The following is an 18,720-nucleotide window of genomic DNA, read 5'->3' on the forward strand; positions in this document are numbered from 1 at the left end:
CGGGGGACACTCACATGGGCTGGCCGAGGTACTGGTAGGTCTGCAGCATGAGCGCGGCCGATCTTTGCGGATTCGGCACCGCTTCCTGCTCGTACTTGCACAGCTGCAACGAGGCATTCCACACCGTGGAGACGCGCTCGAACCGGCGGTTCGTATAGGCCGCCAGGGCCTCTGGGATGTTGGTCTCGCCCTTCAGGCATTGGGCGAGCACCACGGCGTCCTCAATCGCCATGCCGCCGCCGGACGTCATCTGCGGGGTCGGCGAGTGCGCCGAATCTCCGAGCAGCACGACCCGGCCACGATGCCACGGGGCCGGCACGAGCGTGACGTCGAAAGGGCGAACCAGCACCTGCTGCGGGCTCGTGACCAGCGCCAGCGCATCCTGGATCACCGGGGCGGAGAAGCCGGCCAGCCGCTCGCGGACGAGAACATCCAGCTGGTCGTCCGGCCAATGCAGGTGCTGGGCACTGTTCTCCAGGAAGAACAGGTAGCACATCTCCTTCGACGTCGGCAGCGCGCCGACGGTGCGCTTGCCATCGGGCGAGCGATAGAGACAGAAGCCATCGACCTCGGGCGGCCGCGGTGCATTGAAGCGCCAGGCGCTCTGGCCAGCAAAACACACGCGATGCTCGGCACCGAAGAATTGCGCGCGCAGTTTCGAGTAGGCGCCGTCCGCTGCAACCACGAGATCGTAGGCAGCCTCGCGCCCATCGGAAAACTCGACTTCCACGTGGTCTCCACGGTCGGTCACGCTCTTGGCGGTGAGGCCGCGCTCCACCTTCGCGCCCGCTTCGCCGGCTGAAGTCTCGAGGATTCGCGCAAGTTCGGGACGGCGGATGCCGATGCCGGGCGGTGTCGGGTTGGACATGTGCAATTGCCCGGCCGCATCGTATTGCTTGAACACCTCGAAGCGCAGGCCGCTCTCGAGACAAGGCTCGTCCAGGCCGATCTCCGAAAGGGCTCGCATGGTGTTGTGAAGCAGACAGATCCCCGAGCCGAGCGTCGACCTCGCCGGTTGGATGTCGATGCAATGGGTCTCCAGGCCGGCCTTGGCCAACGCATAGGCCGCGGTGGCGCCGCCGATACCGCTTCCGACCACGAGCACGCGCTTGGTCTTGTTCATGGATTTGTCTCCTGTTCAGTCATGTTTGTGGGTGAATCCTTGCCACCTGCGCATCGGATTGCGCAGAGTGGTTTCGCAGTTGCAGATAGAAGCAGAAGGCCACGGCATCGATGGCCACGGCCGCCCAGCCGATGGCCCCGTAGCCGAAGAACTTCACCAGGGTGCCGCCCAGGATGGGGCCGATGGCGGAACCGATCATCAGCATGGCGGGCGTCGCGGCCACGGCTCGCCCCGAGGGGTCCAGCTTCGCCAGTGCGCCGAAGGTGAAGATGTGCGTGAAGATCACCGCGGAGACGAAGAAGGCACCGCTCGCCGCATAGGCGGGGAATGCTGTGCTTGAAACCAGGACCACCGCCAGGATGGCCTGTGCCGCCGCGCCGGCAAGCACGACGTGGCGGGCCTCGATCCGGTGCTGCAGGAACGCGGCGACCGCGCCCGGCACCAGGTTGACGACGCCCACCGCGATCAGCACGACATGCAGATCGGACGGTGTGAACCCGCGGTCGGCACCCATCCGCTCCATGAACGAAAACACCATGGCCTGCGTGACGTTCATCAGGCTGATGCCTGCCATGGCGCACCACGCCGCCTTCGGCAGCCGCGCCGGCCGCACGCCGGGCACAGCGGCCTCCGCCTGGGCGAGTCGCACGTTCGGGAATGCAAAAGCCGTGACGGCGCTCGCCGCGAGCATGATGGCGCCGAAGATGGCGAAGAGCCCTGCGCCTCCGACCTGCGCAATGATCTGCGGAGCGGCTGCCATGTAGGCAATGCCAAGCACGCCCACCGCGACCTGCATGAAGCCGAACAGCCGATGCGGATTGCTCGTGAGTGCGACGGTGCCATGCGTGATGCTCAACCCGACGCCCGTTGCAATGCCCGCCAGCAGATGCAGAACCGCGAGGGTTTCGAACTGGCTGGTGCGCATGCAGGCCAGGAACGCGGCGGCCGAGACGGCATAGCCTGCGGGAACGATCCAGCGGCGGCCACGCAAGCGATTGAAGCGCGGTGCCAGGCTCAAGCTCGCCGCAACCGCGCCCGCCAGGAACAGGGTGGCCAGCGCACCCGCCTGCTGCGGGTCGAACCCGAACCGCGCGATGAGCGTTCCGACCCACACGGGCAGCGCAACGATGTCGATCATCCCCGCGCAGTGCGCGGCCATGAGGGCAGCACGCGCCCGCAAACCAGTTGTCGAATTCATTTGGAAGCCCTCGGAAAATTTGTCACTTGGCGGCGTGCGGTGATGTGATCCACAACGCCCCCTCATCGCATTCCAGCGCCACAGGCGTGAGCGCCTGCCCCACGCATGGCCCCCTGGTGCAGACCCCGGTGTCGATGTCGAACACCGCGCCATGCCCATAGCAAACGATCGAATTCCCGTCGGCGCTCAGGTAGGCATCCTTGCGCCAGGCCAGCGGTGCGCCGTCGACGTGCGGGCAGGCGTCGAGCCATCCCCTCACGCGGCCGCCGTGCCGGACTACGAACATCGCTTTTCGCGAGGTGCCTTCGGGAGCGAAGCCACGAGCCGCCTGGTCAGGGAGCTCGTCGAGCCTGCACAGGTACGCGCGCACGCCCGTCCTTCAATGCGCCTCGCCTCCCGGCGGCGGTGGGCCGCCCGGGGCCCACTTCTCGCGGTGCTGAAAGAGGAAGATCTGCGATTCATCGACCTGCATGGGTGCTTCGCGTGCGATCCAGCTGTCGTCGTGCAGGTCCATGTCCGCGTCGTATTCCACGTGGCAGCCCACCGGGCTGTTGAAGTACCAGAACCAGTTGGAGCCGAACTTGTGCCGGCCGGGACCCCAATAGCTCTGGTAGCCCTTGGCTGCAAACGCGGTGCCGCGTTGAAGCACCGCGGTGGGACCCGAGAGATGGAATGTGAAATGCTCGACGCCCTTCATGAAGGCCGGCGTCTGGATCAGAAAGAGCGTGTGGTGGTCCAACGTTCCTGCCGGTTGCAGGAAACTGCCGGCATCGATGAATCGATCGGTGCATCGGAAGCCGAGCCGGTCCACGTAGAACTTGGCGGCCTTGGCTTGATCGGGTACGAAGTACACGACGTGCGAGAGAGTCAGAGGCCGGTGCTCTGCATTCGGGCTTACGCCCAGGACGTTCGGGCTGCGTGCCGGCTTGCTGCCGGGCGAATTCACCGCTTCGCCAGGCAAGTCGATCTTGCGCCGAACCGAGACCTGGAACCCGAGCACGAAGCCCATGTCGTCGCTGGCTTCGATGGAACCATCAGCCAAGCGTTTCACTTCGCGGTCGCGACCAAGCTCATCGGCTATGGCGTCCAGCGACTGGCGATCCGCGACGCCATAGATCGTCTTGCGCAGCATCGTTCCAGTCTCCATGGGTGCAGGCAAGGACGCGTCGTCCCGACGTGCGATGACGATGGAGGTGCCGTCGACAGCCTCAAAGCGGCCACCGGAATCACTGACGTCGACTGGCGTCAGGCCGTAGTCTGTGAAGTACTGAATGCAGGCTGCGACGTCATCGACGCCAAAGACCAGAGAGTCAGGTCCGAGGATGTTCATCCTTGCTCCTTTCGAATGTTGCAAGCCCGGTCAGAGGTTGACCGCGTCGGATTCAATACTAGACGACTCGTCTCGATAACAATTTAGGGCAAACCCTCGCGACGAAACGTCGAATCGGTCTTGTGAGATGCCTACTGCATTCGCGGCGAATACGGTCTAAGCCGCCAAAGCGCGCCTAGGTGGTTTCCCCATATTTGCAATACGCAGCGTATTGCAATAATCACCGCAAATACCTGGCGCAAATCACTCACTGCGTCGCAACTGCGGAGACAACCCATGACGATCTCGAGACGGCAGGCGCTGGGCACTGGCGCCGCGATGCTGATGACACCCTTTGCAGGCCCGTCGGCAGCGCAGGACTATCCCAACAAGCCCGTGCGCATCGTGGTCGCGAACCCACCCGGGTCGGGACTCGACGCGGATTCGCGCTTCTGGGCCGCAGGGCTGACATCTTTGCTCGGGCAGTCTGTGTTGGTCGATAACCGACCGGGTGGAGCAACGACCATAGGCACTTCGCTGGTCGCGAAGTCACCTCCGGATGGCTACACCCTGCTTGTCGGCATACCGAGTTCGCTTTGCTACATGTCGGAGCTGTACACGAAGCTTCCGTACAAGCCCGACGATTTCGAAGCCATCAGTCAGCTCACCACCTTGCGCAGCGTGATCGTTGCCCACCCGAACCTGCCCGCCTCCACGGCGTCCGAGCTTGTGGCGTTGGCCAAAGCCAAGCCAGGAGCCATTTCTGCTGGAACCCTCGGTATCGGCACTTTCCAGCATTTGCTGGGCGAGTGGTTTGGAGCGATCACGGGAACCCGCTACCAGTTTGTGCCGTACAACACGACCAGTCCGTACACGGCGCTTCTGGGAGGCGAGACGCAAGTGATGTTTGACGCTCTTGCTGCCTCGATGAGCAATATCCAGGCAGGTAGGCTGAAGGCCTTAGCCGTGACCGGCAAGGGGCGGCATCCGCTGCTTCCGAACGTGCCGACTTTCGAGGAGTTGGGCATGGGGGAATACGACGCATCGACTTGGTTCGGCCTTCTTGCACCCGCGGGCACGCCGAAACCGATATTGGACAAGCTCGCTACTGCGTGCGCTGCTTTGGCCCGCAAGCCGGAGGTCATAAGCAGGTACCGCGACTACGGTGGAGAACCCGTGGGGAGCGCGCCTGCCGACTTCTCCACCTTCATCCGCTCTGAACGAGCGAAGTGGATTCCGGTAGTAAAGCGTTCCGGAATCAAGCTCGAGTTGACCTGAGACCGAATCGAACAAAACCCTATGTCACCAACACTGCGAGTTCTTTGGTTCGTTCCTCCGCCGGTGGCCATCGTCGCCCAGGGATTGACGATGGCCAACGAAGTGACTGTCCTCTCCCGGCGCAACACGTCATCCGATGAACAGTTCGCTGCACTGGCGTCCGGTGAATCGGACGCCGTGGTCACGGCCATTGACAACGTCATGGACTGGAATCTGCGCGATGGGCCGCAGGACTTTCGCGTTGTGGCGCAGCTTGAGCGCACGACGCCCTTGACCGTTGTCGGACAGCGAGATCGCACGTCCTTGGAGGATCTGCGTGGCGCCACGATCCTGGTCGATGCGCCTCGCAATGGATTCATTGTGGCTCTGCGCGCGATGCTCGCCGATGCTGAAGTTGGCCCTGAAGCGTATGTGTTGGCCCCCGTGGGCGGCGTAAAGGAAAGATACGAAGCCATCATCTCTGGGCAAGGCCACGCCACGCTGCTGGGCCCACCGTTTGACGGAATGGCCATTGCAGCGGGTCTTACCCGGCTCGCGACGGTGCAGGAACGTTACCCGGCATTTCCGGGACAGGGCCTTGTCGTGAGCTCGGCGGCTTTGGAACGGATGCGCCCTGCTCTTTCGGCCTGGCTTCGCAACCTCGAGAATGCTCGCCAAAGCATGGGAATCGCACCTGAGGCCGCACGACAGGCACTGACGTCGGCAGGTTTCCCCGCGCCAGCGGTGGACGCCATGCTTGGTGCCACACCTGCCTCTCTGGTTCCAGATCGGGCCGGCATCGAGCTGCTCATCGAGCAGCGACGCCGCGTTGGTCTGCCGGGAGCCAATACGAGCTACGAGGGGCTGGTGGAGAGCTCTCTGCTTGGGCGCTGACGCGCACGCCCCCGCCCCCCGCCTCAGGCGAGCTTGCGCTTCTTGGCTTGTGTTGCGCCAGCAACCTTGCCGACGGGCGTCAGCATTTGCATGATGGCAGCGCAGTGCTGGTCTGCGAATTTCTTGTCCAATGGCAAGTGCCTCATGAGGAGCCGGAAATAGATTGGCGCATACAGGATGTCCATCTGCAACTCCGTGTCCAGGTCATCGCGTATTTCACCCAGGCGACGCGCATCTTCAAGAACCTCGCGGACAACCGCTCGCCGCCCGTACCAGAAACGTTCACGGAACTCACGCAGTACATCTGGGTCGCTCTGCCCCTCGGCCATGATCTGCGAAACGATGCGCCCGGACCAGCCGCTGTACTCCTCGACCAGCAGATGCACATGGCGCGTGAGGGCCTCGCGCGGGCTCTCGACCTTCGGCATGGTGGTGTGACTCAGGTGGGTGTGCAGAAATGCCTCTATGACCACCGCAGCTTTCGAGTTCCACCACCTGTAGATGGTCGCTTTGCCAACCCCTGCCTCGCGTGCGATCGATTCGATCGAGATCTGCTGCACAGGCGTCGCTTCCAGAAGCTTCAGCGTAGCTTCCAGAATGGCCATGCGCGACGAATCACTGCGAGCACGCCCGGGCGAGCGTGTTCGCGGCGCGACGGGACCTGGCGCGGCGGCCAGCTTGACTGCGGGTGAGCGGCCGCGAGCCTTGGCTGCGGTCCCTTGGGAAGATGTTTTGGTAGGCAAGGAATTCCCGATGGCTATTTCGTAGGCATCATTATCTGGCCCCCGGCCCGTCCTAGAAAACCATCAGGTCGCGGCCGAGCGCGCCGCGGTGACTCACGCTGCTGCCAGGAACAGCGCAGCGACCGCCGAGCACAGAGGCCAGGTTTTCATTTCGAGCCAACTTCCGCATCGACATCCAGGTCGAGCAGGACGAAAGCCATTCGGCAGGGCTTGCCTGATCGGTTCGCCCAACTGTGGTTGGTCGCTCTCTGGATCAGGATGTCGCCGGCACGCATCAGCGTTTCCCCCTCGTCCATGAGGGCATGGATCTCGCCCTCCAACACGATGGCATAGTCCAGCGACTGCGTCTTGTGGAACCAGAAGTGACGGGCGTCGCCTTTGTCCCGAACCCCGTGCTCATCCAGGAACCGCGCCAATTTCGCCGGCTCGTAGGCCTCATCGGGCGGGAAGTCAACGACGCGAAGGAGGGACCCCCCCTTGGAGTGAAAGCCGAAGGCTTGTCCAGCGGGAGCCGGATCGGGCCCTGGTGCGGAGGCTTCGCCCGTCACCCACAGCACGTGGGCAAGGGGGGTGTTCGGATCCGTGGTGTGGTTCGGCGCCGGCCCATCCGATACGAAGACGGATTTGCCTTTCTCGTTCTCGCCGGTGACGATGCGGCGGACCGGCCGTACGTGCGCGGAGACTTTGTCGCGCAGTTGCTCGATCGTTGCTTCAGTATTCACGCCCAGTTCCCTTTTCAGTATCGGTATTTCGAGTTGTTCGGTTGCGCGAAGTGCGCGAGCTGCGCGATCAGGCCGGCTGCGGTGTCAAGGGTCCGACACACGCATTGCGCTGGCTGCCAAGCCCTTCGATGGACGACTCCATCAGGTCACCCTCGCGGAGGAATCGGTTGTAGTGGGTGCCGTTCCCGGCAGGCGACCCGGTCGCGACGAGGTCGCCGGGCCAGAGTTGCACATGCGCGGTGATGTATTCGATCTGCCGGGCCACGTCGAACAGCATGTCAGCCGTGGACTCGTCCTGCATGGTCTGCCCGTTCAGCTTCAGCGTGATGCGCAGATCCTGCGCATCGGGCACGAAGCAGGCGGGCACGAGTACGGGGCCGAAGGGCATGAAACTCGGCGCAGACTTGGACCTGAGCCAGTCGGTTCCCAACATCTTGTAATCCGTGCGTGCGATCAGGTCGCGCGCAGACACGTCGTTCACGATCGCGTAGCCCGCTATGTAGTCGAGCGCGCGCTCGCGGGTCACGTTGCGAGCGGGGCGGCCCATGATGACGGCGAGCTCCAGTTCCCAGTCGGGCTTGAGGGTGGTTGCAGGAAGCACGACGGAGTCGAACGCTCCCGTGATGGCCGACGGCAGTTTCGGAAAGACGTAGGGCTCGCCGTTCGCTTTCCGTTCATCCATCATGTCTTCGGCCCACTTGCGCAGTGCCGGCCCTTCGAGCCCCGGTGGCCCTACACCCATGTCCAGCGTCAGATCGACCACATGCTTGCGGTAATTGGCTCCGGTGCAAAGCACCTGCCGAGGCAGATCGACGGGAGGATGCACCCGCAGGTTCGACATGGGCACCTCACAAGTGTGCTGCGCAGGGATGCGCTCCCGCAGCGCGCGCAGCACCATCAGGTTGCGATCCCAGTCCTGCAGCAGGTCGAGCACAGATGCATTCGCGGACCATTCGGCCCCGTATTCCAGCGCCACGGTGTACAGGGCATGCAGGGGCAAGACACGATCGCCGATGCACATGCCGGCAAATCGATCGCCTCCTTCGTGAGAGAAGGTTCCCAGGGAGAAAGTCTTCATTGGCTGCTCACATGAAAGGCTTGCGCGGGGTCGGCCACCAGGTGTCTTGCTCCCGCGGTCCCATGCGGTTGCGCAGCACGCCCACACCCGAGACCTCCAGTTCCACCACGTCGCCAGGACTGAGGCTGCGACCGAGTTCAAGCGCAGAACCGTTGCCCATCGTGCCGGAACCGATCACGTCGCCAGGCTGCACATAGTCGCCCAGGGATACGTAGGCGATCAGCTCTTCGACGCTCCAGAGCATCTCCGAACTGTCGCCTTCGCCCCATGTCTCGCCGTTCACTCGAACGGACATACCGATGCGGTTGAGGTCAGGGAATTCATCGATCGTAGTGATCCAGGGGCCGATGCCATAAGCAAAGTCCTTGCTCTTCGTTGGACCCATGCCAATCGCAAACTCGTTGGCCTGCAGATCGCGAGCCGAGAAGTCATTGAAGATCGTTACGCCGAACAGGTGCGAGCGTGCTGTATCGGGGGTGATGTTGTGGGCGGTGCGTCCCATGACCCACCCAATCTCCAACTCGTAGTCCATCTTCTCAGCGCGCGCCGGCCAAGGCACCTCGGCCTCGTGCCCGATCACCGTCCAGGGCGAGCCCTTGAAATAGCCGGGCACTTGCAGCAACGCAGGCGCAGGCGTGAGCTTCATTCGCTCATGAAACTGGCGGATGTGCTTCACGAACGTGAGGCCGTCGCGCACCACGGACGGGTCACAAGCCGCGGCCCATTGCAAGCCTTCGATCGACTTCGAGGCATCGTTCCCAAACCGGGTGGCGGCTTCGTGAGCCGTCTCAAGGAACTCCTCGCCAAGAGCAATGGCTGCCGACATGCTCTCAGGGAACACGGCCGAGGCGTAGCGCAGTGCGGCGTCGCGGCTTGCCCCGCGCGACTGCTGCCTCAGGACTTCCGCGGCGCGCAGGTCGATGACACGAGATTGCTCCGGCTGCACCAGGCAAATGCGTTGAACGGGGCCATCGACCCCTTGCATCACAAATCTTCCGAGCTTCACTGCGACTCCTGTAGTTGGACAATTACGATACTGTACGTCTCGTTTTCTACGTGGTATTTCAGTGTTTACCCTAGGAAGACTTCTGGGATTTTGGACTCACCTCCAGTTGACTTGACCGCACATGGATCATATAGTCATTTCGATACGGCTCGTCTCGTACAAGTTCGGGAGCGCGCAACCACGGTGCCGCTCCAGCCACTCCTTCACCTCAACCCTTGGCAGTCATACATGAGCAAGCGTTCCCCCGTCATCATTTCTTGTGCCTTGACCGGCGCCGCAGACACCCGGGCGAAAAACCCCGCCGTTCCCGCGTCGCCTCAGGAAATAGCGGACCAGGCCATCAATGCCGCGAAAGCTGGTGCGTCTATCGTCCACATCCACGTGAGAGACCCGGAGACGGGCAAGTCTTCCACCAAATTCGCCTACTACGAGGAAGTCGTGCAGCGCATCCGCGCCTCCCGGTGCGACGTGCTGATCAACCTCACGACCGGTCCGGGCACGATGCTGACGGTGCCTACCGATGCTCCGTTTCGAGTGGCACCAATTCCCAACGCGGAACTCATGACGCCAAGCGAACGGGTCGCGCACGTCGTCAAACTCAGGCCGGACATCTGCAGCCTCGACGTCGCCACCATGAGCTTTGGCGACGCGGTCTTCGTCAATCCAGCCAATCATCTGCGCGAAATGGCTGCGCAAATTCAGGCGTGCGGCGTCACCATGGAATTGGAAGTCTTCGACTTCGGCCATGCGCGCCTGGCGAGCCATCTGATTGCGACTGGTGCTATTCCAAAAAGCGCGTACTTCCAGCTTTGCATGTCAGTCCCCTGGGGCGCACCCGCCACGCCGACAGTCCTGGCCGAGATGCAGCGCCTGCTTCCCCCGGGAGCGCATTGGAGCGCCTTTGGTGTCGGCCCGGAGCAGTTTCCGACGGTAGCGGTGGCTGCCATCCTCGGCGGGCACGTACGCGTCGGCCTCGAGGACAACCTGTACGTCGCGCCCGGCATGCTCGCGCGCGACAACGCGGAGCTCGTCACCAAGGCCGCAAGAATCGTCGAGGACCTCGGATTTCAAGTCGCCACGCCCGACTATGCGCGCTCGACCCTTTTGGGCTGAGCCGGGAGTGAAGCGAGATGTCGGAAACCCAGCCAGCGGCAGACAATCCAACCCGTTCCTACATCGCAGAGGCGGTAGCCTCTGGAGGGCGAAACATTCCCCTGGAGGTCAATCCCGCACTGGCCGGCTTGTCTGCCCTGCTGGTCGAGAGCGATGAAAGCGAACTCGTGATCAGGTTCACCGCGCCGCACAGTGCTACGCAGGGCAACGGCGTGGTGGGTGGCGGCACGCTGGCAAACATGCTGGACCTCTCGATGGCGATGGGAGTGCTGTCGCGGCTCCAGCCCGGCTACACCTGCGCCACCGTTAGCCTGACCATCAACATGCAGAGCGCCGGCCACCAGGGCCATTTCGTCGCGGTGGCGGGCGTGGACAGGGTCGGACGGCAGATTGCCTTTGCGCACGCGAAGCTCTTTGATGCAGATCGCTCTCGCCTGATCGCGAGCGGGACCTCATCGCTCGTGGTAATGCCCGTTCGGGCGTGATGCGATGCGGACCGAAGAATCATCATTGCGGAGTAACGATCGCTGGGGCCGCCGAGATGAATGCCCAGCCTTGAACCTCTCACCGTTGCAACTCATCCACGACCTCGATGCCACAAGTCAACGCAAACGGCGCGCGCCTCCACTACCGATTGGAAGGCGACCCGTCCAAGCCAAGCCTGCTCCTGGTGCATCCCGTCGGTTCAGACCTCAGCCTCTGGGACCAAGTCGTTCCCGGGCTTCTCAAGCACTTTCAAGTGCTCCGGTTCGATTTGCGCGGACACGGCGGCAGCGAGGCAACTTCCGGCGAATACACATTGGCCCTGCTTGCCGAGGACATCCTGCACGTTGCCAGCAAGCTGGGACTCCCGCGGTTTGCCACCTGCGGCGTCTCCATCGGTGGCATGGCCGCGGTGCAAGCGGCGAGTCTGGCGCCGGAACGAGTCACCGCATTGGTGATCTGCAGCACCGCGTCGCGGCTCTCGCCTCCCCCCGGTGGATGGGACGCGCGCGCAAAGGCGGCCATGGAGTTTGGCATGGAGCCGCTGGCGTCAGCCATGATCGAGCGGATGGTCAGCGGCCCGTTTCGCAGCGGAGGACATCCGGAAATTCACACGGTTCGGAACGTCTTCGCGGCGATGGACCCTCAAGGTTACGCGAGCGCATGCGCAGTGCTTCGAGATACCGACCTGGGGCCTCTTTTGGCTTCGCTGAGCACGCCCACGCTGGTTGTATCGGGCGACTTGGACGTCTTGGTGCCGCCGGAGGTAGGAAGCGGCATTGCAGAAAAACTGCCGCACGGGAAGCATGTCGTGTTGTCGTGCGGTCACTTCCCCCCCTTGGAAGCGCCCAACGCGTTTGTCGAGCTGCTCCGCGAATATTGCAGTTCTCCCGGGCGCTGAAACCATGACCGAGTGACGCGCAGAGCAACCTTGGAGAATCATCGACCGCGGCCGTGGTCGGGATAGCCTTCGAAAGTCCGCTTTACCAGTTCACGAATCCAGATCACCGCAGGATCGTGATGGAAGCGAGGGTGCCAGTGCTGGTTGAGAGCATAGGGCACCAGTTCCACGGGTGCCCGGACAACGCGCACGGTGCCATACCGTTGAAAAACGTTTGCCAACTCCAAGGGCACGGTGGCGATCAGGTCAGGTTCTTGCTCCAGCAACAACGGCACGGTCAGAAAGTGCGGGGTCGCCAAAAAGACGGTCCTCTTGATGCCCTGCTCCTCGATCGCGCTGTCGTAGGCGTCACCATGGCGCCCGGCGAGCGATACGACAACATGAGACATCTTCTCGAATTGCCTGAGTGTCAATCGCTGCCCCACATCTCGATTGCGGGCACTCACGATCGTCACCAGGGAGTGCATGAACAACCGTTGACGATACAGGCCTTCGGGCGCTGTACGGATAGATCCGAGCGCAAGATCCGCCTCCCCGGCGGCAAGCAAGCCTTCTATTTGCTCGGAGGGGACCTGCAGCGTTCGAACACGGCAGTTGGGGGCAAGAGCTCGCAACTGCTTGAGCAGCGGCGGCAGAAAGACCAGTTCACCCATATCTGTCATGCAAAGCGTAAAAGCTCTTCGCGATGTGGCCGGATCAAACGCCGCCTCTGACAGGATGCGCTGCCTGACGGCGGCCACAACGTCGACAACCGCAGCTCTCAATGCTTCCGCTTTGCGGGTGGGGACCATGCCCTCTGGCGCCTTGACAAACAACTGATCATCGAAGAAGTCGCGCAATCTGTTCAACGCATGGCTGATCGCACTTTGCGTGACTCCCAGACCCTCGGCCGCGCGTGTGACGCTCTGCTCGCGCAGGAGCGCGTCAAAGATCGTCAGCAAATTGAGATCCAGTTGCCTGAGGCGTGCATCGTTTGTCGGCATAGCGCTTCCTGAGCATTCGGGAGCCATTTGAATGAGCAACTCTCATTCTATTTATGAGCACCATGAGGTTGACTCATTTCGATCCCAATCGTATCGTTAATGCTCGCCTGCGCAAGTTGGGCACCTTAGGAGACAAGCATGTTTATCAAGAACACCTGGTACGTAGCGGCCTGGGATCACGAAGTCAAAACGGACGGTCTGTTCGCACGGACGATCATCGGTGTACCCATCCTCATGTACCGCACGTCCGACGGCAAGCTGACCGTCTTGGAAGATCGTTGCTGCCATCGGGGCGCCCCGCTGTCGATGGGAAAGCGCGAGGGCGACTGCGTGCGGTGCATGTATCACGGCCTCAAATTCGACGCGTCCGGACAATGCATCGAGGCGCCCGCCCAGCCCAGAGTTCCCCCGCAGGCAAAGGTTCGAACCTTTCCTGTGGTGCAGCAACACCGTTGGATCTGGATATGGATGGGTGATCCCGCAAAGGCTGATCCCGCGCTGATTCCCGAAACCCCTTGGCTGGACCATCCTGATTGGCGAGGGCTCGATGGGTACATCCACTACGACGTCAACTATCTCCTTATCTGCGACAACCTCCTGGACTTCTCGCATCTGCCCTTCGTACATCCGACCACTCTGGGCGGGGGCGTGGACTACGCCGAGCATCCTCCCAAGGTCGAGCGGCTCGAAGACGGCGTCCGCATCACGCGTTGGGCGCTGAATACTGAACCGCCTCCATTTGTGAAGGCGGTGAAGGACTGGAATGGAAAGGTCGACCGCTGGAACATCTACAACTTCACCATCCCCGCCATCCTTTTGATGGACTCGGGAAACGCGCCGGCCGGCACCGGCGCACCGGAAGGCCGCCGCGTTGACGCAGCGGAGTTTCGCGGCTGCCAAGCGATCACTCCCGAGACGGAAAACTCGACCCACTATTTCTTCTCGCACCCGCACAACTTCTCGATCGACAAACCGGAAGTGACGAAGTCGATTCACCAGAATGTGGTCACCGCCTTCGAAGAAGACCGAGCCATCATCTCCGCCCAACAGAAGAATCTCTCACTGGACCCGGCATTCAAGATGATGCCCTTTGCCATGGATGCTGCGCTGTCCCAGTTCCGCTGGGCCGTCAAACGTCGCTTGGAGCAAGAGGCCGCCGAGGCCTCATCAGCGGCGGGCGTGACCGAGCAGTCGATCGCTCCGCCCCGCCGGGGCACATGATGATGTTGGACGTCGTTGTGTCACGCCTCACGCATGAGGCCGAGGCGGTGGTGGGCGTTGAATTGCGTTCCGCTGATGGCGGACTGCTTCCCGCCTTCACCGCGGGCTCACATGTGGACGTGCATTTGCCTGGAGGACTGTGCCGGCAATACTCACTCACCAATGCGCCCCACGAGCGGGAGCGCTACTGCATCGGGGTCGGCTTTGCGCATGATTCCCGCGGCGGCTCGCGACATGTGCATGAACGGCTGCGCGAAGGCGACCGGCTCGAGATCAGTGCGCCGCGGTCCTTGTTCGGTCTCGATCTTCAGGCCGAGGAGCATGTGTTCATCGCTGGGGGCATCGGCATCACGCCGATCATGAGCATGATTGAAGCCTGCAAGGCCGATGGTCAGAGCTGGCGTCTCCTCTACTCCGTACGCACGCGCGCCCGGGCAGCCTACCTTTGGAGGCTGGCCGAGCACTACGACCAAGTCCACCTGCACGTCGACGAAGAGCAAGGGGGACCTCCCAGTCTTGCTCACCTCCTGTCTTCCGTGCCGAATGCTGCTCACCTCTACTGTTGTGGCCCTGGGCCCCTGATGGATGCAGTCGAAACCGCAGCCGCAGACCGTCTGTCTGGCTCCGTGCATTTCGAACGATTCTCGGCTCAGGGCGCAAAGGTCGACGCCGCTGCGGATGGCGCGTTTCGAATCAAGCTGAGCCGTAAAGGCACCACATTGATGGTGCCAGCTGGGCGCTCGATCCTCCAGACGCTTGAGGACAACGGGATAGAGCTGCCGTGCTCATGTCGTGAAGGTTTGTGCCGCACCTGTGAGACCCCGCTGCTCGCGGGCAAGGCAGACCATCGCGACTTCGTCCTGAGTGAGGAAGAGCGCAGCGCCAACACCTCCATCATCCTTTGCGTGTCTCGCGCGCTCGACGCCGAGCTGGTGCTGGATCTCTGAGAAAAATCAAGCAGCTAGGAAGGGTTGTCGAAGACTAGAACGCTCTGCCAACTCTCAAGCCTGGCACTCGCCGACTACAACAATCAAAAAAATGTCAAACAATTCAGTTGAAAGCAATGAGATGGATTTGATTGATCACACCCACGATCCCGCGCGACGCAGTTGGGTGCAGTCCGCCAACGGGCACAGTGAGTTTCCTATTCAGAACCTGCCGTTCGGCGTCTTCAAGCAAGGCGGCCGCCAGCGAGGGGGAGTCGCCATTGGCGATCAGATCCTGGACCTTGACGCCGCGTTGGAACTCGGGGCCTTCTCCGGAGACGTTGTGGACATCGCAAGGACTGCCTCGCTCGATAGGCTGAACAAGTTCATGGCGATGGGGAAGGAGGCGTCCACGTCCCTGCGTAGCGCGCTTTCTGAACTCCTCAGCGAGCACAACCCGAATGCCGGCAAGCTGACTCAAGCCCTCATACCCCAATCCGATGCTTCGATGCAGCTGCCCTGTGACATCGGCGACTTCACCGACTTCCTGACCTCGCTGCCGCATACAGACCGGCTGGGGCGGCTCAAAGGTCTGGCAGAGCCTGTTCCTGCAGCCTTCAAAAGTTTGCCCGTTGCGTACCACGGCAGAAGCTCGACCATCAGGGTTAACGGCACGCCGGTCGTTCGTCCTACAGGGCAATGGCGCCGTGCCGATGGAAAACTCGTGTGCGCGCCTGTCGAGTCCTTGGACTACGAGGTCGAACTTGGCGCACTGATCGGACGAGGCAACGAGCTGGCTGTTCCAATTCCAGTCGGTCAGGCGCAGCAACACATCTTCGGGTACTGCCTCGTGAACGACTGGTCTGCCAAAGGCATTCAATGGTTCGAGCAGATATTGGGACCGTTCCTGGGCAAGAGCTTCATGACCAGCGTGTCGCCTTGGGTCGTCACCTCGCAGGCGCTGGTGCCATTCCGCTCACCGGCCAGAGTGCGCACCGACGACGATCCGACGCTCTTTCCTTATCTCGTGTCTGAAGCCGATCTCGCTTCGGGACGTCTCGCTGTCGAGTTGTCCGCTAACCTGCGTACGGCGGCCATGCGCGAGCAGGGCGCACCTGGTCGCCGCGTGAATGTCTCGGATCTCCAGTGCATGTACTGGACGTTCGCGCAAATGCTGTCACACCACACCAGCAACGGCTGCAGCCTGCGTGCTGGCGACCTATTGGCGAGTGGCACCCTGTCCGGCGAGACGCCCGACAGCATGGCCTGCCTGTCCGAGCGCACTGCGGGCGGCACCAAGCCACTCGACCTGGGCAACGGCGAAGTGCGCGGTTGGCTGCTTGATGGGGACGAAGTTGTCATCGAAGGGCACGCGCACAAGGCGGGGTTCGTTTCCATCGGATTTGGCAGCTGCGGCGGCGTAGTGAAACCAGCTCTGTACAAGGACTAACCAGGCCGGGCGAAAAGCGGCACGGTTCAACGCATCCGGCGGGAACGTCGCCTTTTGATCCATGGCCCACGGGTCATGCAACACAGAGGTTTGGAAAGAGACGATGAAAGTTGCAGTGGTAGGGTGCGGCGCGATGGGAACCATCTTCGCGGGTCTGTTGGCTTGTGCTGGAAATCAGGTCACCGTCGTGCATCGCAATGCGAACGACGTTGCCAAGATCAACGCACGCGGCCTGCGGATCAAGAGGGCAAGTGGGGATCGCACGGCCACGTTCACGGTCGAGCTGCCTCCGGTGAACTGAGCGCGCCGAAGCCGCGGCTCGCTGAAATCAGTGGATCTCGCCTAATGCCCGGCGCACCAACTCGTCCGCCGAGCCATCGTCCCGCAGCCCCAGCGCGCGGGCCGATGCATCGTCGAGGCGCGGATAGCGCCCGAACACCGTCTCCACGTCAGGTCGGGGCTCGAATGCTACCAACGCGCGACGGGACTCGCCGTAGCGGGCCGAGCACGTGTCGATGATGTCCCCGATCGAGAGACGCAGCACAGGCAGTGGCCAAGCCCGCCCGGGGTCAGCGTGCGAGACATCCATCACCGCCGCATGGGCCAAGTTCTCGGCGCAGCGCCGCGCCGACATCCACCACGCCGTGGCCTCGGGACCTACCGGACAGGTGAAAGGGACGCCCGCCTTCAGCGCATGCAGGATATCGCTCATGAACGCGGAGGTGAGCCCCGTGCTGCTCTTCGCGCGAGCGACGATGCCGGGGAGTCGGACCGATCGGCCTTCGAGAAGACGACGGCGTGTGAAATCCGCCAGCAAGATCTCGCACACCTGCTTATGGGCACCATACGTGAGCGGCGGTCGCAGCGGCATTGTCGGCGTGACAAGTTCCGGCAGGTCAGTGCCGTACACCGCGATGCTGCTCGCATACACGACGGTGGGTCTCGTGCCGGTCGCAGCCAGGGCTTCGAAAAGCGCAAGCGATGCATCGAGGTTGACCCGCCGCCCGAGCGCGTAGTCGGCCTCGGACGCACCTCCAGGGACGGCCGCAAGGTGAAAGGCCACGTCGGGCCGGAACGCCGCGATCTCCGCCATCACGGCAGGCTCCCCAAGATCGCCGCGGATGGCGCCCTCCTCTGCCGTGTCCGGCAAGCTCTGATCGGCGAGCGCCAGTGCTTCGATGCGCCGGCCGCCGAGTTCGCCGCGCTCACGCAGCAGGTCGGCGAGGTGGGCGCCGATGAAGCCGCCACCGCCGGTGATAAGGATTCGCATCGGATTCAACCCAGTTGATGGTGCATACGTGCCGCTCACGCCTGCGGCGGCGTGGGCGCGCGAACGATGCGCTGGTCGATGGCGCCGAAAACCGGTCCGCCGTCCTGGCGCGCCTCCATTCGGACGCGATCGCCGAAGCGCATGAACGGCGTCTTCGGGGCCCCGTGTTCGATGGTCTCGATGGCACGGCGCTCCGCGATGCAGGCCGAGCCTTTCCGCCCGCCTGCGTTCGAGACCGTCCCGCTGCCGATGATCGTGCCCGCGGACAGGCGGCGCGTCGCGGCCGCATGCGCGATCAGCTCGTCGAAGCCGAAGTTCATCTCTGCGCCGTTCGGGTTGCCGAACCATGTGCCGTTGCATTCGATGCGGAGGTCCAGGTGCACGCGCGCATCCCGCCAATGCTCGCCGATCTCGTCCGGCGTCACCGCCACCGGCGCGAAACTGGAGGAAGGCTTCGCCTGGAAGAATCCGAAGCCGGTTTTCATCTCGCGTGGGCCGAAGGCACGCAGGCTCACGTCGTTGATCTGTACCAGCAGCACGATGCGGCTGCGCGCAAGTTGCGCCGAAGCGCCAAGCGGTACCTCGCGCACGATCACGCCGTATTCGCCTTCGAAATCGATGCCATGCGCCTCGTCCGGCAGCGGGATGTCGTCGGTAGCGCCCAGGAAGTCGTCGGAGCCGCCCTGGTAGATCAACGGGATCGTCTCCATGTCGGGGATCGGTGAGAGGTTGAATGCCGTCTCCATCAGGCGGCCGTGGTTCAGGAAGGCCGAGCCGTCGCACCACTGCGGCGCCCTCGGCAGCGGCGCGGCAGCCTGGCGCGGATCGAACGCGGATGCGCCATCCACGTGCCCCGCATTGAGCCGTGCATAAAGTTTCTGAAGCCGCGGCTCGCATTCGGCCCAGCGTTCCAGCGCGTCGAGCAGGGTCGGCGCGATCGCCCGCGCGTCCACCGATTGCTGCAGATCGCGCGACACAACGACGAGGCGGCCGTCCTTGCCGCCCTTCAGGGATGCCAATTTCATGCTTTTCTCAGTTCGAAG

The 18,720-nt window shown here is 62.8% G+C and carries 20 protein-coding genes; 9 read left to right on the top strand and 11 right to left on the bottom strand.

What is annotated here, in order from left to right; all coding sequences use genetic code 11:
• Positions 1-10: 10 nt before the first annotated feature.
• From BLR24_RS06390 to BLR24_RS06405, 4 genes are read right to left on the bottom strand one after another with little or no spacing between them, the layout of a single operon-like run.
• On the bottom strand, positions 11-1,123 hold the full coding sequence (locus BLR24_RS06390; protein WP_093014298.1) for an FAD-dependent monooxygenase: 1,113 nt from the start codon (positions 1,121-1,123) through the stop codon (positions 11-13).
• Positions 1,124-1,142: 19 nt separating this feature from the next.
• Positions 1,143-2,321, bottom strand: coding sequence for an MFS transporter (locus BLR24_RS06395; protein WP_093014301.1), 1,179 nt, complete (start codon positions 2,319-2,321; stop codon positions 1,143-1,145).
• 22 nt (positions 2,322-2,343) lie between these two features.
• Positions 2,344-2,691 carry a Rieske (2Fe-2S) protein gene (locus tag BLR24_RS06400; protein ID WP_093014304.1) on the bottom strand — a complete coding sequence of 116 codons (348 nt, stop codon included), beginning with the start codon at positions 2,689-2,691 and terminating at the stop codon, positions 2,344-2,346.
• A gap of 9 nt (positions 2,692-2,700) precedes the next feature.
• The gene (locus BLR24_RS06405) at positions 2,701-3,651 is read right to left on the bottom strand and encodes a VOC family protein (protein WP_093014307.1); all 951 of its coding nucleotides are present in this window, start codon (positions 3,649-3,651) and stop codon (positions 2,701-2,703) included.
• Positions 3,652-3,927: 276 nt separating this feature from the next.
• Here BLR24_RS06405 and BLR24_RS06410 point away from each other — a divergent pair, with 276 nt between their 5' ends.
• Together BLR24_RS06410 and BLR24_RS06415 are read left to right on the top strand one after the other, a co-directional pair.
• Positions 3,928-4,908: a Bug family tripartite tricarboxylate transporter substrate binding protein gene (locus BLR24_RS06410; RefSeq protein ID WP_093014310.1), complete on the top strand. Its 981-nt coding sequence runs from the start codon at positions 3,928-3,930 to the stop codon at positions 4,906-4,908.
• A 63-nt stretch (positions 4,909-4,971) separates the two neighbouring features.
• Positions 4,972-5,781 (top strand): ABC transporter substrate-binding protein, encoded by an 810-nt coding sequence (locus tag BLR24_RS06415; RefSeq protein ID WP_254787186.1) that lies wholly within the window; start codon positions 4,972-4,974, stop codon positions 5,779-5,781.
• A 23-nt stretch (positions 5,782-5,804) separates the two neighbouring features.
• On the opposite strand, the gene BLR24_RS06420 is transcribed toward BLR24_RS06415, so the two are convergent.
• From BLR24_RS06420 to BLR24_RS06435, 4 genes are all read right to left on the bottom strand, one after another.
• Complete coding sequence (locus tag BLR24_RS06420) at positions 5,805-6,386, bottom strand: TetR/AcrR family transcriptional regulator (RefSeq protein WP_093014316.1); 582 nt, start codon at positions 6,384-6,386, stop codon at positions 5,805-5,807.
• 284 nt (positions 6,387-6,670) lie between these two features.
• Positions 6,671-7,246 carry a cupin domain-containing protein gene (locus tag BLR24_RS06425; RefSeq protein ID WP_254787187.1) on the bottom strand — a complete coding sequence of 192 codons (576 nt, stop codon included), beginning with the start codon at positions 7,244-7,246 and terminating at the stop codon, positions 6,671-6,673.
• Between the two features lie 67 nt (positions 7,247-7,313).
• Positions 7,314-8,324, bottom strand: coding sequence for a fumarylacetoacetate hydrolase family protein (locus BLR24_RS06430; RefSeq protein WP_093014319.1), 1,011 nt, complete (start codon positions 8,322-8,324; stop codon positions 7,314-7,316).
• A gap of 7 nt (positions 8,325-8,331) precedes the next feature.
• Positions 8,332-9,309, bottom strand: coding sequence for a fumarylacetoacetate hydrolase family protein (locus tag BLR24_RS06435; protein ID WP_254787188.1), 978 nt, complete (start codon positions 9,307-9,309; stop codon positions 8,332-8,334).
• A gap of 249 nt (positions 9,310-9,558) precedes the next feature.
• Here BLR24_RS06435 and BLR24_RS06440 point away from each other — a divergent pair, with 249 nt between their 5' ends.
• The 3 genes from BLR24_RS06440 (at position 9,559) to BLR24_RS06450 (ending at position 11,827) form a co-directional block, all read left to right on the top strand.
• Positions 9,559-10,443 (top strand): beta-keto acid cleavage family enzyme, encoded by an 885-nt coding sequence (locus BLR24_RS06440; protein ID WP_093014322.1) that lies wholly within the window; start codon positions 9,559-9,561, stop codon positions 10,441-10,443.
• Between the two features lie 17 nt (positions 10,444-10,460).
• Positions 10,461-10,928 carry a PaaI family thioesterase gene (locus BLR24_RS06445; protein ID WP_093014326.1) on the top strand — a complete coding sequence of 156 codons (468 nt, stop codon included), beginning with the start codon at positions 10,461-10,463 and terminating at the stop codon, positions 10,926-10,928.
• Between the two features lie 107 nt (positions 10,929-11,035).
• Positions 11,036-11,827 (top strand): alpha/beta fold hydrolase, encoded by a 792-nt coding sequence (locus tag BLR24_RS06450; RefSeq protein ID WP_093014329.1) that lies wholly within the window; start codon positions 11,036-11,038, stop codon positions 11,825-11,827.
• A gap of 38 nt (positions 11,828-11,865) precedes the next feature.
• Here the strand turns inward: BLR24_RS06450 and BLR24_RS06455 are convergent, their stop codons facing one another.
• Positions 11,866-12,810, bottom strand: coding sequence for a LysR family transcriptional regulator (locus BLR24_RS06455; protein WP_093014332.1), 945 nt, complete (start codon positions 12,808-12,810; stop codon positions 11,866-11,868).
• A 138-nt stretch (positions 12,811-12,948) separates the two neighbouring features.
• On the opposite strand from BLR24_RS06455, the gene BLR24_RS06460 reads away from it, so the two are divergent.
• The 4 genes from BLR24_RS06460 to BLR24_RS06475 all read left to right on the top strand — a co-directional run bounded on the left by BLR24_RS06460 (position 12,949) and on the right by BLR24_RS06475 (position 16,708).
• Entirely contained in the window at positions 12,949-14,031 is a 1,083-nt protein-coding gene (locus tag BLR24_RS06460) for an aromatic ring-hydroxylating dioxygenase subunit alpha (RefSeq protein WP_093014335.1), read from the top strand.
• A complete protein-coding gene (locus tag BLR24_RS06465) occupies positions 14,028-14,978 on the top strand; it encodes a PDR/VanB family oxidoreductase (protein WP_368086191.1) in 951 nt (316 codons plus the stop codon). The genes BLR24_RS06460 and BLR24_RS06465 overlap by 4 nt, the downstream gene beginning before the upstream one ends.
• 91 nt (positions 14,979-15,069) lie before the next feature.
• On the top strand, positions 15,070-16,407 hold the full coding sequence (gene fahA / locus BLR24_RS06470; RefSeq protein WP_254787189.1) for a fumarylacetoacetase: 1,338 nt from the start codon (positions 15,070-15,072) through the stop codon (positions 16,405-16,407).
• A gap of 103 nt (positions 16,408-16,510) precedes the next feature.
• Positions 16,511-16,708, top strand: a complete 198-nt coding sequence (locus BLR24_RS06475; RefSeq protein WP_093014799.1) for a ketopantoate reductase family protein — start codon at positions 16,511-16,513, stop codon at positions 16,706-16,708.
• 27 nt (positions 16,709-16,735) lie between these two features.
• On the opposite strand, the gene BLR24_RS06480 is transcribed toward BLR24_RS06475, so the two are convergent.
• Entirely contained in the window at positions 16,736-17,677 is a 942-nt protein-coding gene (locus BLR24_RS06480; RefSeq protein WP_093014341.1) for an NAD-dependent epimerase/dehydratase family protein, read from the bottom strand.
• 35 nt (positions 17,678-17,712) lie between these two features.
• Entirely contained in the window at positions 17,713-18,702 is a 990-nt protein-coding gene (locus BLR24_RS06485) for a fumarylacetoacetate hydrolase family protein (RefSeq protein WP_093014344.1), read from the bottom strand.
• Positions 18,703-18,720 lie beyond the last annotated feature (18 nt).

Source organism: Variovorax sp. OV700, from assembly GCF_900099805.1.
Classification (GTDB): domain Bacteria; phylum Pseudomonadota; class Gammaproteobacteria; order Burkholderiales; family Burkholderiaceae_C; genus Variovorax.

Excerpts from the sequence above, each read along its gene's own strand:
- BLR24_RS06390 (WP_093014298.1), bottom strand. The coding sequence starts at position 1,123 with ATGAACAAGACCAAGCGCGTGCTCGTGGTCGGAAGCGGTATCGGCGGC.
- BLR24_RS06395 (WP_093014301.1), bottom strand. The coding sequence starts at position 2,321 with ATGAATTCGACAACTGGTTTGCGGGCGCGTGCTGCCCTCATGGCCGCG.
- BLR24_RS06405 (WP_093014307.1), bottom strand. The coding sequence starts at position 3,651 with ATGAACATCCTCGGACCTGACTCTCTGGTCTTTGGCGTCGATGACGTC.
- BLR24_RS06410 (WP_093014310.1), top strand. The coding sequence starts at position 3,928 with ATGACGATCTCGAGACGGCAGGCGCTGGGCACTGGCGCCGCGATGCTG.
- BLR24_RS06420 (WP_093014316.1), bottom strand. The coding sequence starts at position 6,386 with ATGGCCATTCTGGAAGCTACGCTGAAGCTTCTGGAAGCGACGCCTGTG.
- BLR24_RS06430 (WP_093014319.1), bottom strand. The coding sequence starts at position 8,324 with ATGAAGACTTTCTCCCTGGGAACCTTCTCTCACGAAGGAGGCGATCGA.
- BLR24_RS06435 (WP_254787188.1), bottom strand. The coding sequence starts at position 9,309 with ATGCAAGGGGTCGATGGCCCCGTTCAACGCATTTGCCTGGTGCAGCCG.
- BLR24_RS06440 (WP_093014322.1), top strand. The coding sequence starts at position 9,559 with ATGAGCAAGCGTTCCCCCGTCATCATTTCTTGTGCCTTGACCGGCGCC.
- BLR24_RS06445 (WP_093014326.1), top strand. The coding sequence starts at position 10,461 with ATGTCGGAAACCCAGCCAGCGGCAGACAATCCAACCCGTTCCTACATC.
- BLR24_RS06450 (WP_093014329.1), top strand. The coding sequence starts at position 11,036 with ATGCCACAAGTCAACGCAAACGGCGCGCGCCTCCACTACCGATTGGAA.
- BLR24_RS06455 (WP_093014332.1), bottom strand. The coding sequence starts at position 12,810 with ATGCCGACAAACGATGCACGCCTCAGGCAACTGGATCTCAATTTGCTG.
- BLR24_RS06460 (WP_093014335.1), top strand. The coding sequence starts at position 12,949 with ATGTTTATCAAGAACACCTGGTACGTAGCGGCCTGGGATCACGAAGTC.
- BLR24_RS06465 (WP_368086191.1), top strand. The coding sequence starts at position 14,028 with ATGATGATGTTGGACGTCGTTGTGTCACGCCTCACGCATGAGGCCGAG.
- fahA (WP_254787189.1), top strand. The coding sequence starts at position 15,070 with ATGTCAAACAATTCAGTTGAAAGCAATGAGATGGATTTGATTGATCAC.
- BLR24_RS06475 (WP_093014799.1), top strand. The coding sequence starts at position 16,511 with ATGAAAGTTGCAGTGGTAGGGTGCGGCGCGATGGGAACCATCTTCGCG.
- BLR24_RS06480 (WP_093014341.1), bottom strand. The coding sequence starts at position 17,677 with ATGCGAATCCTTATCACCGGCGGTGGCGGCTTCATCGGCGCCCACCTC.
- BLR24_RS06485 (WP_093014344.1), bottom strand. The coding sequence starts at position 18,702 with ATGAAATTGGCATCCCTGAAGGGCGGCAAGGACGGCCGCCTCGTCGTT.